This is a genomic window from Ensifer sp. ENS06, assembly GCF_014852205.1.
In the GTDB taxonomy this organism is placed as follows: Bacteria; Pseudomonadota; Alphaproteobacteria; order Rhizobiales; family Rhizobiaceae; genus Ensifer; species Ensifer adhaerens.
Window position 1 is genome coordinate 378113 of the sequence record NZ_JACVBC010000004.1, and the last position, 15553, is coordinate 393665.

General features: G+C 62.8%; 13 protein-coding genes. 11 read left to right on the forward strand and 2 right to left on the reverse strand.

Annotation, left to right across the window (positions count from 1 at the left end):
* The first annotated feature begins 3 nt into the window (after nucleotides 1-3).
* From IB279_RS18720 to IB279_RS18740, 5 genes are read left to right on the forward strand one after another with little or no spacing between them, the layout of a single operon-like run.
* Nucleotides 4-1509 (forward strand): sugar ABC transporter ATP-binding protein, encoded by a 1506-nt coding sequence (locus tag IB279_RS18720; RefSeq protein WP_034801561.1) that lies wholly within the window; start codon nucleotides 4-6, stop codon nucleotides 1507-1509.
* A 7-nt stretch (nucleotides 1510-1516) separates the two neighbouring features.
* Complete coding sequence (locus tag IB279_RS18725) at nucleotides 1517-2458, forward strand: ABC transporter permease (protein WP_034801563.1); 942 nt, start codon at nucleotides 1517-1519, stop codon at nucleotides 2456-2458.
* A gap of 10 nt (nucleotides 2459-2468) precedes the next feature.
* Complete coding sequence (locus IB279_RS18730) at nucleotides 2469-3503, forward strand: zinc-binding dehydrogenase (protein ID WP_162741259.1); 1035 nt, start codon at nucleotides 2469-2471, stop codon at nucleotides 3501-3503.
* 22 nt (nucleotides 3504-3525) lie between these two features.
* Entirely contained in the window at nucleotides 3526-5022 is a 1497-nt protein-coding gene (locus tag IB279_RS18735; protein ID WP_090297672.1) for an aldehyde dehydrogenase family protein, read from the forward strand.
* Nucleotides 5022-6617: a GMC family oxidoreductase gene (locus IB279_RS18740; RefSeq protein WP_060583701.1), complete on the forward strand. Its 1596-nt coding sequence runs from the start codon at nucleotides 5022-5024 to the stop codon at nucleotides 6615-6617. Before IB279_RS18735 ends, IB279_RS18740 begins: the two co-directional genes overlap by 1 nt.
* Before the next feature lie 54 nt (nucleotides 6618-6671).
* On the opposite strand, the gene IB279_RS18745 is transcribed toward IB279_RS18740, so the two are convergent.
* Nucleotides 6672-7490, reverse strand: coding sequence for an aldo/keto reductase (locus IB279_RS18745; RefSeq protein ID WP_113188643.1), 819 nt, complete (start codon nucleotides 7488-7490; stop codon nucleotides 6672-6674).
* Nucleotides 7491-7625: 135 nt separating this feature from the next.
* On the opposite strand from IB279_RS18745, the gene IB279_RS18750 reads away from it, so the two are divergent.
* The 3 genes from IB279_RS18750 to IB279_RS18760 are packed head-to-tail and all read left to right on the forward strand — an operon-like array spanning nucleotide 7626 to nucleotide 11273.
* Entirely contained in the window at nucleotides 7626-9197 is a 1572-nt protein-coding gene (locus IB279_RS18750) for an acyl CoA:acetate/3-ketoacid CoA transferase (protein WP_113188644.1), read from the forward strand.
* Nucleotides 9194-9967 (forward strand): enoyl-CoA hydratase/isomerase family protein, encoded by a 774-nt coding sequence (locus IB279_RS18755; protein ID WP_060528843.1) that lies wholly within the window; start codon nucleotides 9194-9196, stop codon nucleotides 9965-9967. The genes IB279_RS18750 and IB279_RS18755 overlap by 4 nt, the downstream gene beginning before the upstream one ends.
* A 46-nt stretch (nucleotides 9968-10013) precedes the next feature.
* Nucleotides 10014-11273 carry a glycerate kinase gene (locus IB279_RS18760; protein WP_113188645.1) on the forward strand — a complete coding sequence of 420 codons (1260 nt, stop codon included), beginning with the start codon at nucleotides 10014-10016 and terminating at the stop codon, nucleotides 11271-11273.
* 33 nt (nucleotides 11274-11306) lie between these two features.
* Here IB279_RS18760 and IB279_RS18765 read toward each other — a convergent pair whose 3' ends face one another.
* Nucleotides 11307-12323, reverse strand: coding sequence for an aldo/keto reductase (locus IB279_RS18765; protein WP_192339505.1), 1017 nt, complete (start codon nucleotides 12321-12323; stop codon nucleotides 11307-11309).
* 155 nt (nucleotides 12324-12478) lie between these two features.
* Here IB279_RS18765 and IB279_RS18770 point away from each other — a divergent pair, with 155 nt between their 5' ends.
* The 3 genes from IB279_RS18770 to IB279_RS18780 are packed head-to-tail and all read left to right on the forward strand — an operon-like array spanning nucleotide 12479 to nucleotide 15553.
* The gene (locus IB279_RS18770; protein ID WP_060528846.1) at nucleotides 12479-13621 is read left to right on the forward strand and encodes an acyl-CoA dehydrogenase family protein; all 1143 of its coding nucleotides are present in this window, start codon (nucleotides 12479-12481) and stop codon (nucleotides 13619-13621) included.
* Nucleotides 13618-14397, forward strand: a complete 780-nt coding sequence (locus IB279_RS18775; RefSeq protein WP_060528847.1) for a 3-ketoacyl-ACP reductase — start codon at nucleotides 13618-13620, stop codon at nucleotides 14395-14397. Before IB279_RS18770 ends, IB279_RS18775 begins: the two co-directional genes overlap by 4 nt.
* Nucleotides 14398-14404: 7 nt before the next feature.
* Entirely contained in the window at nucleotides 14405-15553 is a 1149-nt protein-coding gene (locus tag IB279_RS18780) for a dihydrodipicolinate synthase family protein (RefSeq protein ID WP_113188646.1), read from the forward strand.

Consider the following 15553-nt stretch of genomic DNA (forward strand, 5'->3'; position numbering starts at 1 on the left):
GCCATGTACGAGCTCAAGGCTGTCGACAAGAAATTCCCCGGCGTTCACGCGCTAAAGGCAATCGACTTCCACATCAAGCGCGGCGAGATCGTCGGACTTGTGGGGGAGAATGGCGCCGGCAAATCCACCTTGATGAAGGTGATCTATGGCGCCTACCAGCCCGATGGCGGCAAGGTCCTCATCAACGGAACGCCCGTTCGCTTTGCCAATCCGCGCCAGGCGATGGAGAAGGGCATCGGGATGGTGTTCCAGGAGCAGTCGCTGATCCCGAACCTGACCGTCATGGAGAACATCTTCCTCGGCTATGAACGACAGTTCACCCGCTTCGGTGTCGTCGACTGGAAGGTTATGGCGAAAGCCGCACGCCGTCAGCTCGCCAAGGTGAAACTCGATATCGATCCGGCGATGGTGACGTCGAAGCTTTCCTTTGCCCAACGTCAGCTCGTCGAGCTCGCCAAGGTGTTGACGCTCGAAGAGCGCGTGGAGGGGGATCTCGTCATCCTGCTCGACGAGCCGACCTCGGTTCTGTCAAAGGAAGAGGTGCAGCTGCTGTTCAAGCTTGTGCGGGAACTGGTGACGCGGGCCTCGTTCATCTTCGTCTCGCATCGCATGGACGAGGTGATGGAACTTTCCGATCGCATCTACGTGATGAAGGATGGTGAGGTCGTGGACGTCGTCGACCGTGGTGCTGCCCCGGCCGAGGCCATCCAGCACAAGATGGTCGGTCGCAATGTCGACAAGCAATATTACCGCGAGCATCTGCAAAAGCCGTTCGACGCCGCAAAGGCACTCGTCGAGATGGACCAGGTGGGCCTTCCTGGCCGCATCCAGGACATCTCGCTCAAGCTGCATGCCGGTGAAGTGCTTTGTCTTGTCGGTACGGAAGGTTCGGGGCGCGAGGCAATCCTCAGGACGATCTACGGCATGCTGACGCCGAGCACCGGCCGTCTCCGCATCAAGGGAGGCGATGCGACCGATCTTTCACCGCGGCACGCGGTTTCTCGTGGCGTCGGCTATGTGCCCCGCGAGCGCAAGATCGAGGGCATTGTTGCTGGCATGAACGTCTACGAAAACATGACGCTTTCGCAGATGAAACACCGCTCGAAAGGTGGTGTGCTGCGCGTCGGCGAGGAGCGGGCGCTTGCCCGTGAATGGATCAAGAAACTGTCGATCAAGGCCCATTCCGAGTTTGCGGATTGTGGCAATCTTTCAGGCGGAAACCAGCAGAAGGTGGTTCTGGCCAAGTGGCGTTCGGCCGGTTCCGACATCATGCTGCTCGACCATCCGACGCGCGGTCTCGACATCGGCGCCAAGGAAGATGTCTACGACATGATCCGCGCCATGAGTGCGGCGGGCGTCGGCATCGTGCTGGTTGCCGACACATTGGAAGAGGCAATCGGCCTTTCGCACACCATCATCGTCGTCAAGGACGGGCGCATCCAGAAACAGTTCGCCTGCGAACCGGGTTCCAAGCCCACGCCCTATGACCTTTTGCACTACATGATCTGAGGGACCAATGGATATTCAGCGCCTCAAACCGCACCTTCCCTGGATAACGCTCCTGGTGCTCGTCGCCGTCGTCGGCATCACCGATCCCGGTTTCCTGCGACCCACGAACCTTCTCGGCATTGCCGGCGACATCGTGCCACTCTTCATCATGGCGCTCGGTCTCACTTTCGCCATCTATATCGGTGGCATCGACCTGTCGGCCCAGTCGATGGCGAACATGGTGACGGTCATCGCCTCGGTTTACCTTGCCTCGCTCGGTGCCTGGGTTGCCGTACTTTGCGTCGTTGCCGGCTTTCTCCTTGGCACGCTATCCGGCTTCGTGACGACACGGCTTTTCGTGCCGTCCTTCATCTCCACGCTTGCGGTCGGCGGCGTTGCGTTCTCGGTTGCGCAGTGGCTTTCGGGTCAGCGCGCGCTCAACATGGACGCCGCTCAGCGCAACGAAACCTTCGGCTGGATGATTGGTCATACTTGGGGCGTCCCCAACGAACTCTTGATTGCCGCGGGGCTCGTGGCCCTCTGCCTCTTCATCGAGCGGCGCACGACGCTCGGCCGCGTTCTGAAGGCGGTCGGTGCCGGCGAATTGGCCGCCGCCGCGTCCGGTATCGATGTTGCGCGCTACAAGATCCTTGCATTCGCGATCTCCGGTGCACTTGCGTCCATTGCCGGCCTGCTCTTTGCGGTCAAGCTCTCCGGCGGCGCACCGACGATCGCCAATGGATTCCTGTTGCCGGCAATCGTTGCCGTGCTGGTCGGTGGCACGCCTTTGACGGGCGGTGTCGGCGGCGTGATGAACACCGTGGTCGGCACCTTGATCGTCGCGGTCATCCGATCGTCGATGCTGTATTTCGAGATCGACGCGACCCGGCAGCAGATCGTCTTCGGCGTCGTGTTGATCATTGCCATTGCCCTGACGATCGACCGCGCCAAGCTGCGCACCGTGAAGTAGGAGAGTTGCAATGACGACCATGCGCGCCGCCGTGCTCACTGCCCCGAAACGCTTCGAGGTTCGGGAGGTCGCCATGCCGATCGTCGGACCGGACGATGTGCTCGTCCGGGTCGCGCGCACGGGCATCTGCGGTACGGACATTCATATCTTCAACGGCCACTACGCGGCTGACCGGCTTCCGCTCGTCCCAGGACACGAGTTCTGCGGAACGATCGCCCAGCTTGGCGCCAACGTCCGCCATCTTGCGGCCGGAGCACGCGTGGTGGTCGATATCAACATCGGCTGCGGCAGCTGCTATTGGTGCCGTCGCAACGAGGTTCTGAACTGCGCCGAGGTTACGCAGGTCGGTATCGGTCGGGACGGCGCCTTTGCCGAATATGTAGCGGTTCCGGCGCGACTGGCGATCCCGGTTCAGGCTGATATCGCCGATGCGGTGCTTGCGCTCACGGAGCCGGTCGCCTGCGTCGTTCGTGCGGCGCGTAAGGCGCAGGCGACGTTCGGCCAATCGGTCCTCGTCTTCGGCGCCGGACCGATCGGAAACCTGCATGTGCAGATGATGCGCCTTGTCGGCGCGGCGCCGATCATTGTCGCCGACCTTTCGCCAGACCGTTGCCGCATGGCGATCGAGGCCGGGGCGGATGCGGCGGTGTCGGATCCAACCGAACTGAAAGCCGTGGTTCACAAAATGACCGGCGGACGCGGGGCGGATCTCGTGATCGAGAGCGTCGGCAACCGGAAGCTCTACGAACAGGCATTCGATCTTGCGCGACGCGGCGGCCATGTCGCCTTTTTCGGCATCACCCCGCCCGGCGAGACCGTAGCTCTCGACAGCCTGCGAACGGTGTTGGAAGAAGGGAGCCTCAAAGGTTCTGTTGCCGGGATGGGCGAGGATATGCACGACGCACTCACGCTTCTGTCGCATGGCCGGTTCCGCACGCAGGATTTCACCAAGGCAAGCTATCCGCTGGAGGCCATTCAGGAAGCCTTCGAGACGATCGGCGAGCGGCCGCAACACCTGAAGACCCAGATCGCCATCGCGGCGTAAACTATCGAAGTGGAGGTACCAGATGGACCAGACGAAGACGTTTCTTGCTCCCCCGTCCGCAGCGCGCAGCTTCGGGTTCTTCATCGACGGGCAGTGGAAAGAAGGGACCGACCACTTCGAACGCGCCTCGCCAGGCCATGGTACGCCGGTCACGCGCACCGTTCGCTGCACGATCGATGATCTGAACGCGGCGGTAGCTGCGGCGCGCAATGCCTTCGAGGACCGCCGCTGGTCCGGGCTTTCCGGGGCTGCGCGCGCCGGCGTTCTCTTGCGCGTCGCCGAAATCCTTCGTCGCCGCCGGGACGAGATCGCCTATTGGGAGACGCTCGAAAACGGCAAGCCGATCTCGCAGGCGCGCGGCGAGATCGATCATTGCATTGCCTGCTTCGAGGTCGGTGCCGGCGCCGCCCGCCTCCTGCACGGCGACAGCTTCAATTCGCTCGGTGACGACCTGTTCGGTATGGTGCTGCGCGAGCCGATCGGTGTCATCGGCCTGATCACGCCCTGGAACTTCCCGTTCCTGATCCTGTGCGAGCGCGTGCCTTTCATCCTGGCGTCCGGCTGCACCATGGTGGTGAAGCCGTCTGAAGTCACCTCCGTGACCACGCTGCTTCTGGCCGAGGTTCTGGCGGAAGCCGGCCTGCCTGCCGGCGTCTACAATGTCGTCACCGGTTCCGGCCGCTCGATCGGGCAGGCGCTTGCCGAACATCCTGACGTCGACATGCTTTCCTTCACGGGATCGACGGCCGTTGGGCGCTCCTGCGTCCACGCTGCCGCCGACAGCAACTTCAAGAAGCTGGGCCTCGAGCTCGGTGGCAAAAACCCCATCATTGTCTTTGCCGACTCCGACCTTGAGGATGCCGCTGACGGCGCCGCTTTCGGCATCAGCTTCAACACCGGACAATGCTGCGTTTCGTCGTCGCGCCTGATCGTCGAGCGTTCTGTCGCGGCGGAGTTCGAAAAACTCCTGGTCGAGAAGATGAAAAAGATCCGGGTCGGCGATCCCCTGGACGAAGGCACCCAGGTGGGCGCCATTACCACTGAGGCCCAGAACGCCACGATCCTGGACTATATCGCCAAGGGCAAGGCGGCAGGCGCCAAGCTTCTCACTGGGGGCGAGACGATCGATCTTGGCCACGGCCAGTACATCGCACCGACGCTTTTCTCCGATGTTTCCCGCGACATGGCGATTGCGCGCGACGAGATTTTCGGCCCGGTTCTGTGCTCCATGCATTTCGACACGGTCGAGGAAGCCATCCAGCTCGCCAATGATACGGTCTACGGCCTGGCGGCGAGCGTGTGGACGAAGAACATCGACAAGGCGCTGACCGTGACACGGAAAGTGCGTGCCGGCCGCTTTTGGGTCAACACGATCATGGCGGGTGGCCCTGAGATGCCGCTCGGTGGTTTCAAGCAGTCCGGTTGGGGCCGTGAGGCCGGCGTCTACGGGGTTGAGGAGTATACGCAGGTGAAGTCCGTTCACGTCGAGATCGGCAAGCGTTCGCATTGGATTGCATGATGTCGCAAGGCTATGATTATGTGATCGTCGGAGGCGGTTCCTCCGGTTGTGTATTGGCGGCGCGACTCTCTGAAAATCCGTCGGCGCGCGTCTGCCTCATCGAGGCCGGCGGGCGCGACAGTCATCCGCTGATCCACATGCCCGTCGGCTTTGCCAAGATGACCGCCGGTCCGTTGACCTGGGGACTGAAGACCGCGCCCCAGAAACACGCCAACAACCGTGAAATCCTCTACGCCCAGGCAAAGGTGCTCGGCGGTGGCTCCTCGATCAATGCGGAGGTGTTCACGCGTGGGCATCCTGGTGATTACGACCGCTGGGTCGAGGAGGGGGCTGACGGCTGGGGCTTCAAGGATATCCAGAAGTACTTCCTGCGCTCCGAGGGCAATACGATCCTCTCGGGCAAATGGCACGGAACGGACGGCCCACTCGGTGTGTCGAACATTCCCGAACCGCAGCGCATGACGCGCGCCTTCGTGCAAAGCTGCCAGGAACTCGGCATACCCTACAATCCTGATTTCAATGGTCCGCTCCAGGAAGGATCTGGCGTCTACCAGACAACAACCCGGAACAACCGCCGTTGCTCTGCAGCGGTCGGTTATCTCAGGCCGGCCCTGAAGCGCAAGAACCTCACGGTCATCACCGGGGCGCTCGTGCTGCGTGTCGTCTTCGAAGGGCGACGCGCCGTCGGCGTTGACTATCAGGTCGATGGCAAGCGGATGACCGCGCGCGCCGACAGCGAGGTGCTCTTGACCTCGGGTGCGATCGGCACGCCGAAGCTGATGATGCTTTCGGGCGTGGGTCCTGCCGCGGCACTTCGCAGCCACGGCATCGATGTGATCCAGGATCTGGCCGGCGTGGGCGAAAACCTGCAAGACCATTTCGGCGTCGATATCGTCGCGGAGTTGAAGGATCACGACAGCCTCGACAAGTACAACAAGCTGCATTGGTCGATCTGGGCGGGTCTTCAATACACACTGTTTAACTCCGGCCCAATCACCTCCAACGTGGTTGAGGGCGGGGCATTCTGGTACGGCGACAAGACGAGTCCCTATCCGGATCTGCAGTTCCATTTCCTTGCCGGCGCCGGCGCGGAAGCCGGCGTACCCAGTGTGCCAAAGGGTTCCTCCGGCATTACGCTCAATTCCTACACGTTGCGCCCGAAGTCGCGTGGGACTGTCACTCTTCGCTCAGCGGACCCGCGCGATCTTCCGATCATCGATCCGAACTTCCTTGCCGACCCCGAAGACGTGAAGATCTCGGTCGAAGGCGTCAAGATCAGTCAGGAGATCTTCGCTCAGCCTTCGCTGGAGAAGTACATCAAGATCAGGCACTTCCCGAGCCGGGATGTCCGCACGGAAGCGGACTACATCGCCTATACCCGCCAGTACGGTCGCACATCCTATCATCCGACGTGCACGTGCAAGATGGGGCGCGACGAGATGTCGGTGGTCGATCCGCACCTGCGCGTGCACGGGCTTGACGGCATCCGCATCTGCGACAGTTCCACCATGCCGAGCCTTGTCGGGTCCAACACCAACGCGGCAACGATCATGATCGGGGAAAAGGCCGCAGACATGATCCGCGGCAATGCCTGAGCAGGCTGGCCGATCGTAAAAAAAAAGGGCGGCTCGTGGGCCGCCCTTTTTCTATCAGTCCCATTCAGGAACCCAGGGAAGTTGTCCTGGTTTGATGATGCGGTAACCGGTGGCCGTCAGCGCGTCGATCCTTTGCATGTCGATCGACGAGAGAGTGAAATCCATGATCTCGAAGTTCGCGCGGATGTTTGCCGGCTTGGTGGACATGGTATTGAGCGGAACGCCTTTCTGGATAATCCAGCGCAGCGCCACTTGTGCCGCGGACTTGCCGTAGGTCTCGCCGATCTCGGAAAAAAGGCCGTGTTTGAAGATCTCTCCACGGGCGATCGACGCATAGGAGGTGATCGGGATTCCTGTTTCCGCGGCGGCCGCGAGCAGTTTCTCCTGGTTGAGTAGCGGGTGGAATTCCACCTGATTGGTCACGAGCGGAACGTCGACGATGGACCGCGCTTCCCGCATCATGGCCGCCGTGTAGTTCGACACGCCGACAGATCTCGTCAGCCCTCGTTCCAGCGCGGATCGAAGCATGCGCAGCGAGGGGGCGATCTCTCCGTCGGCCGGCGGCCAGTGCAAGAGAAGAACGTCGACGCAATCGGTCTTCAGGGCTCGAAGGCTCGTCTCGACCGAGGGGAGAAACGTCTCGTCCGTGTAGTTGTCCGGATGCACTTTCGTGGTGATGCAGAGTTCAGAACGGGGAACGCCGCATTCCGCCAGTGCTTCGCCGGTGTCAGCCTCGTTCCCATACATCTGCGCCGTATCGAAGGCACGATAGCCGACGTCGATAGCGGCCTCGATCGCTCGTCGCAGTTCGTCCCCCTTCAGCGGGTACGTGCCAAAGCCGCGCTGAAAGCTCTTCTGGAAGTAGATGTTCATGCCTCCCCCTTGGTCGATTGCCGAGCTGGCGTCGAATGCCGGTCATTCGAAAATCGCGCCGGCCGGCTTGTCTTGTCGCGAATTAACATATAACTAGTTAGTTACTTCAGGCAATGAAAAACGGAGGATCAGGCGATGAAGAAGGTGAAGAGCGCGCAGGAGGCGGTGCGGCTCATCAAGGATGGCTCGGTCGTCGCCGTGAACTCTTCGTCCGGCCTTTGCTGCCCCGATGCGGTGTTGAAAGCGCTCGGCGAGCGCTTTGACAGCGAAGGCCATCCGCGCGGCCTCACCTCCATTCACCCGATCGCCGCCGGCGACTTTTTCGGGACGCGCGGCGTCGATCACATCGCCAAGCCCGGAATGCTGGTGAAGATAATCGGCGGCTCCTATCCCTCCGGGCCAAGCAACGCCGAGCCGCCGCTCATCTGGCAAATGATCCTGAAGGAGGAACTCGCCGCCTTTAACGTGCCCTCCGGCATCGTCTTCGACATGCTGCGTGAAGGTGCTGCCAAGCGTCCGGGCGTGCTGACGAAGGTGGGGATGGAGACCTTCGTCGATCCCGAACAGGATGGCTGTGCCATGAATGACCGGGCGCGGGCTGAACCGATCGTCAAGCGCGTGTCGTTCGAGGGCGAGGACTGGCTGCATTTTCCGGCCATCCGCCCCGATGTGGCGATCATTCGCGCAACGACCGCCGATGAGAAGGGCAACCTGACCTTCGAACAGGAAGGGGCGACGCTCGGCGCGATGGAAATGGCACTGGCAGCCCGCAATTCCGGCGGTCTTGTGATCGCTCAGGTCAAGCGGGTGGCGGCAAGTGGCACCCTTCGTCCCCACGATGTGCGCGTGCCCGGCATCCTCGTCGACATCATCGTTGAGGCGCCGGATCAGCTGCAGACGACGGCAACGCCCTACGACCCGGCGATCTCCGGCGAGCTGTTCCGGCCGCTCGAGACGTTTCGCACGCCGGCGCTGGACGTCGGCAAGGTGATTGCTCGACGTGTGGCGCAGGAGCTCGAGGATGGCTGGGCAGTCAACATTGGCTTCGGCATATCAGCCAACGTGCCACGGATACTCATCGAGGAAGGGCATCACGGCAAGGTCACCTGGGTGATCGAACAGGGAGCCGTCGGCGGTGTTCCATTGCTCGACTTCAAGTTCGGCTGTGCATCCAACGCCGAGGCCTTCGTCGCCTCGCCGCATCAGTTCTGTTACTTCCAGGCGGGCGGATTTGACTGCTCGCTGCTGTCCTTCCTGGAAATCGACGCCGAGGGCTCGGTCAATGTCAGCCGTCTCGCAGCCACCCCGCACCGCACGGCCGGCGCCGGCGGCTTCGTCGACATCACGTCGCGCGCAAAGAAGATCGTGTTCTCCGGCAATTTCAATGCCGGCGCCAAGATGCGCGTCGACGATGGCCGGCTGGTGATCGACAAGGAGGGGCGCATCGCCAAGTTCGTGCCGAAGGTCGATCAGGTGAGCTTCTCCGGCAAGCGCGCCCGCGCTCATGGGCAGGACATCAGCTACGTCACGGAGCGCTGCGTCATCCGTCTCGATAGCGAGGGGCTCGTTGTCACCGAAGTTGCGCCGGGTCTCGACCTTCAACGGGACGTGCTTGATCAGGCGGCAACGCCCCTTCGGGTTTCAAAGACGCTGAAGCGGATGGATGGCGCCCTGTTCCGCCCCGAAGCCATAGGGCTTTCGCTGTGAGTGATGCGCGGATTGAACTGGTCGTCACTGATCGCATCGCGCGGCTGACGCTCCGTCGTCCGGAGAAGCTGAATGCGATCGATGCGGATATGGTGGACGCGCTTTTACAGGCCTGTCGCACCATCGAGCGTTCAGACGCGGTCGTGGCCATCCTCTCTGGCGAAGGCGAGAGATCATTTTGTGCAGGTGGTGACATCGACGCATGGAGCAGTCTCGATGCCGATAGGTTCTCCCGTCGCTGGCTGCGTGATGGCCACGACGCCTTCGATGCGCTGGCGCGCCTTTCCGTGCCGCTGATCGCCGTCTTGAACGGGCATGCGCTCGGCGGCGGATTGGAACTCGCCGCCTGTGCCGACCTGCGCATAGCCGAGGCGCATGTGAAGATTGGCCAGCCGGAGCCGGGGCTTGGCATCATCCCCGGATGGTCGGGCACGCAACGCGCCTCGCGCCGGTTCGGAGCCCAGCTGGTGCGACGCATGGCGCTTTTTGGCGAGGTCTACGGTGCCGGGGAGGCGCTGTCGCTCGGGCTTGTCGACAGGGTGGTTGTAAAAGGCGAGGGGCTTGCCGCTGCACAAGTCGCTGCCGAGCGGGTGCTGCAACGTTCGCCGCGGGCGACGGAACTCACCAAGATGCTGATCAATGCGGCCGAGGGTGAAGAGAGCGAACGCGTGGTTGAGGCGCTTGCTGGCGCGGTGGCAGCAGCGTCGAGCGACCTGATGGAGGGGCTTGCGGCCTACCGTCAGAAGCGTTCGCCAAAGTTCAACCGATAGGTCGGCGCCGTTCTCCCGGTGACCCGGCCCTTGATGGCGGTGTGTCATGAAATCTGACGATAAAGAATTCCTCGCAGACCTCTTTCGCGCTGCGATCGAGGCTGCGGACCCGGAAAATGCCCTGCGCGCCCATCTCCCGAGCGAGCCACGCGGACGGACCGTCGTCATTGGGGCGGGCAAGGGGGCGGCCCAGCTCGCCGCCGCTTTCGAAAGGCTCTGGCGCGGTCCGCTCGAAGGCGTTGTCGTCACGCGCTATGGTTATGCCGCCCCGTGCACGCGCATCCGCGTACTTGAGGCCTCCCATCCCGTGCCCGATGCAGCCGGATTGCAGGCAACGGATGCGCTTTTCGAGGCTGTGCGCGATCTTACCGAAGATGACCTTGTCGTTGCGTTGATCTGCGGTGGCGGTTCGGCCCTGCTGCCGTCTCCGCCGGGCCAGCTCACGCTGGAAGAGGAGGTGCTATTCAACCAGACCCTGCTTGCAAGTGGCGCGCCGATCTCTGTCATGAACGCCATCCGCAAACAGGTCTCGGGTATCAAGGGCGGTCGTCTTGCGGCCGCCTGCCATCCGGCAAAGGTCGTCACCTTGGTGGTGTCGGACGTGCCGGGTGACGATCCGGCGCAGGTTGCCAGCGGGCCGACCATCCCGGACATGACGGATCGCGCGCTGGCGCGGAACCTGGTTAAGACCTGGGGCATTGCCCTTCCGGCGCGGGTTGCCGCGTGGCTGGACGGCAACGAAGGTCTGGCGCCTCTCCCAGGCGATCCGGTCTTTACGAGGAACGAGGTCCGGGTGATCGCGTCTGCGAACCTCTCGCTGGAGGCCGCCGCCGCCCGCGCTGCGTCACTTGGCGTTCCCGCGGTCATCCTCTCCGATTCGATCGAAGGGGAGGCCCGCGATGTCGCGCGCGTTCACGCGGCCATTGCGCGTGAAGTCGCCGGTCGCGGCCGGCCGTTCTCGCGCCCTGTCGTCATTCTTTCGGGTGGAGAAACCACCGTCACGATCAAAGGCGGCGGCAAGGGTGGGCGCAACACGGAGTTTCTGCTTTCCCTCGCTGTTGCGGCCGACGGGATCGGCTTCTCCGCAATCGCCGCCGATACCGATGGCATCGATGGCTCGGAAGACAATGCCGGCGCCTTTGCCGACGGGCAGAGCATGGCGCGCTTGCGCAACCTGGGGTGCGATCCTTCGGCCCTGCTTGCCGACAATGACGCCTGGACGGCCTTCCATCATCTCGGCGACCTGTTCGTTCCCGGGCCGACCGGAACCAACGTCAACGACTTCAGGGCAATCCTGATCCGCTAACCCGCGCCGTTGCCGGCGCGGGTTCGGCGTTGCTCAGGCCGGAACGGGCGCGTCGTCGCGCAGGAGGCCCTTGTGCTTCAGGTCCGCCCAGAAATCTGTCGGGATCGGATGCGAGAACCAGGCCAGGTTCTGCTCCAGCTGTTCGATCGTGCGCGTACCCGCCATGAAGGATGGAACGGCGGGATGGGCGACAACAAACTGCAGTGCGGCTGCGGCCAGTGGCACGTTATAGGCAGCGCAGACGGCTTCGATCCTTGCAACTTTTTCAAGGATTTCGCGCGGTGCCGGCGCATAGTTGTACTTCGCACCTTCCCTGGCGCCGGTCGCGAGGATCCCCGAATTAAACCCGCCGCCCACGACAACGGCGGCGCCGCGCTCCTGGCAGAGCCGCAGAAAGCTATCAAGCGCATCCTGTTCGAGTAGCGTATAGCGCCCCGCCAGCAGGAAGCAGTCGAAGTCGCGACGCAGCAACGCTTGCTCGCAGACCTGCCATTCATTGACGCCCACACCGATGGCCTTCACGACCTTCTCGGCTCGCAATCTTTCCAGCGCCCGCCAGGCGCCGTCCATCGCCTGCTCGAACACTTCAGGTTGCTCGCTGCCGCGCGTGAAGGCGTCGATATCGTGGATGAAACACATGTCCATGCGCTCCAGTCCCAGTCGTTGCAAGCTGTCCTCGAAAGCCCGCATCGTTCCGTCGTAGCTGTAGTCAAAATGCATCGTGAAAGGTGCGGCATTCGTCCAGGGGGCAAAATCGATCGTGTCGCGCCGCGCCGGGCGCAAACGCCGGCCCACCTTGGAGGCGAGCACGAAGTCGTCACGTTCCTTCCAGCGCAGCGCATGACCCGTGCGCAGCTCGGCGAGGCCATGGCCATACATCGGGGCGGTGTCGAAGAAGCGGACGCCGGCCTCCCAGGCGCGCGCGAACATTGCTTCCGAGGTCGCCTCGTCGATCTCGCGAAAGATGTTGCCGAGGGGTGCCGTTCCGAAGCCGAAGGCGGTCACCTCCAGCTCCGTCCTTCCGAATTTTCTCTTTTGCCCAGGGTGCATGTTTTCCTCCATAAGTAACTGAATGGTGAATAGTATGCATGGCCCTAAACGGCTGTGCAAGCAGCATCCTTTTCGGCCTCCAAGTTTTTCGTCTTGACGACATCCGGCTTCAGAATATATGTAACTAGATAGTTACTAGAGATGAGGCGAGGCAGATGTATCTCACCGAAACGCAGGAGCAGGTGCGCGACATGGCGCGTGCCTTTGCCGACGAAATGATCCGCCCGATGGCAGAGGAGCTCGATCGCGAGGAGCGCTTCCCGGTGGGGCTTTACGATGAAATGGCAAAGCTCGGCCTTTTTGGCATCGGCGTGCCGGAAGAACTCGGCGGGCCGGGGTTCGATACGCTCACTTACGCGCTTGTCATGGAGGAGCTGAGCCGCGGCTACGCATCCGTTGCCGACCAGTGCGGCCTGATCGAACTCATCTCGACCTTGCTCGTCCGCCACGGGACCGAAAGCCAGCAGGCGATGTTGCCGGATATCCTCGGCATGCGCGCCAAGGTCGCCTATTGCATCACCGAGCCGGAAGCCGGCACTGACGTTTCGGGCATCCGCACCACGGCAGAGCGTGACGGCAACGGCTGGCGGCTCAATGGCGGTAAGATCTGGATCCACAACGCGCCGGTCGCTGACTACGGCTTCGTACTGGCCAGGACCGACAAGGAAGCGGGAAACCGCGGCATGTCGATCTTCATCGTCGACCTGCACGCGGCGGGTGTCGAAAAGGGGCCCAAGGAACACAAGATGGGGCAGCGGGCGAGCCAGGTCGGCGCGCTGAATTTCGACGACGTCAAGCTTTCGGCCGACGCTCTCTTGGGCACGGAAGGCCGCGGCTTCCACATGATGATGTCGGTGCTCGACAAGGGTAGGGTCGGCATCGCGGCGCTCGCCGTCGGTATCGCCCAGGCGGGGCTCGAAGCGGCGCTCGACTATGCCGGGACACGCAAGCAGTTCGGCAAGGCCATCGCTGATTTCCAGGGTGTGCAGTGGCTCCTTGCCGACATGGCGAAGGACATCGAGGCTGCCCGTCTGCTCGTCCATTCGGCCGCTTCCAAGATCGATAGCGGCGCCGACGCCACCAAGGCCTGTTCGATCGCCAAGTGCTTTGCCGGTGATGTGGCCGTGCAGCGGACGGCCGATGCAGTGCAGGTCTTTGGCGGCTCCGGCTACATTCGCGGGTTCGAAGTCGAACGCCTCTACCGCGATGCGAAAATCACGCAGATCTATGAGGGCACGAACCAGATCCAGCGCATGATCATCGCGCGCGAACTCCTGAAGAAGGGCGCACGGGCATGACCGGGTCTGAGCCTCGCCCCGTCGCACTGGTGACGGGTTCCTCGCGCGGGATCGGGCTTGCCGCCGCAGAAGCCCTGGCGCGGGAAGGATTTGCGGTCGCGCTCAACGGACTGCCGGATGATGCCGAGCTGCCGTCAGCAGTCGAGCGGATCGCCGCTTACGGTGTCCCGGTCATGGCTGCGGCCTTCGATGTCAGCGCGATTGCCGGCCACGATAGCGCGCTCGCAGCGATTGAAGCCGAACTGGGCCAGATCACGACGCTCGTCAACAATGCGGGTGTCGGCGTTCTCAGGCGCGGCGACATGCTGGAGGTGTCGGAGGAAAGCTGGGATCGCTGCTTCGCCGTCAACACCAAGGGCATGTTCTTTCTGAGCCAGGCCTTTGCCCGGCGTCTTGTCGCCCGTAGCAAGGGGGCGCTCTTCCATTCGATCATCAATGTCACCTCGTCGAATGCCGTCGCGGTGGCCGAACAGCGGTCGGAGTACTGCGCGTCGAAGGCGGCAGCCGCGATGGTCTCCAAGACGCTCGCCGTCCGGCTTGGACGGGAAGATGTCGCCGTCTACGACGTCCAGCCTGGTCTGATCGCCACGGAGATGACCGCACCCGTCATCGACGCCTATCGCGAGCGGGCGGAGGAGGGGCTCACGCTCTTCCCGCGCGTCGGAAGGCCCGAGGAAGTCGGTGCCCTGATCGCATCGCTTGCGGCGGGGCGTCTTCCCTACACCACCGGAATGACGATCCCGGCTGACGCCGGCATGCTCGTCCCGCGCTTTTGAGGTCCCCATGAAAATCGCGCTTCCCGATACTGATGGACGCCTGTCCGACTATGCCCTCAGCGGCACGCCGATCGCGGCTGCGACACTTGGCAGGAACCCGGCGCGTGTCGTCTATTCCGCGGCTCACGTGGTCGCCGACCCGTTCACAGCCAGCGATCCGTCCGGCCGCGCCGCCGTCGACTGGGAAAAAACCATGGAGTTCCGCCGCTATCTCGCGGGCCTCGGGCTCGGCATCGCCGAGGCGATGGATACGGCGCAGCGCGGCATGGGCCTCGACTGGCCGGGCGCTCTGGAACTGATCCGCCGCACGCGGGAAGAACTGCCGGACGCCGTCGTCGCCAATGGCTGCGGAACTGATCATCTCGACCCGGCGACCGTCACGAGTATCGAAGATGTTCGGAGAGCCTATCTGGAACAGGTCGAGGCGATCCAGAAGGTCGGCGGGCGACTTATCCTCATGGCGTCTCGCGCCCTGGTACGGGTCGCTGAGCGACCGGACGATTACGTCAAGGTCTACTCCGATGTGCTGGCCGCCTGTGACGCGCCTGTGATCTTGCACTGGCTGGGCGAGATGTTCGATCCGCAGCTCGCCGGCTATTGGGGCAGCAGGGATTTCGACCCGGCGATGCAGACCGCGCTTGCCGTCATCAACGCAGATGCAGCCAAGGTCGACGGCATAAAAATCTCCCTTCTCGACAAGGAGAAGGAAATCGTCATGCGCCGCCGGCTGCCTGCCGGCGTTAAGATGTACACGGGTGACGACTTCAACTATCCCGAACTGATCGAGGGCGACAGCGAAGGATTTTCGCATGCCTTGCTCGGTATATTCGACCCCCTGGCCCCGGCTGCGGCTTACGCGGTGGAGAGACTTGGCGAAGGGGATCGCGCAGGCTTTCGCGCAACGCTTGATCCGACCGTGCCGCTCGCGCGGCTGATCTTCCGGGCGCCGACGCAGTACTACAAGACCGGAGTCGTCTTCCTTGCCTGGCTGAACGGCTTTCAGGATCACTTCGTGATGTTGAATGGCGCGCAGGCCATGCGGCCGCTGCCTTACTTCGTCGAGCTGTTCAGGCTCGCTGACCAATGCGGGCTCTTGCGCGATCCGGCGCTTGCCGTGGATCGGATGAAGAAGCTGCTTGCGCTCTATGGAGCGTAG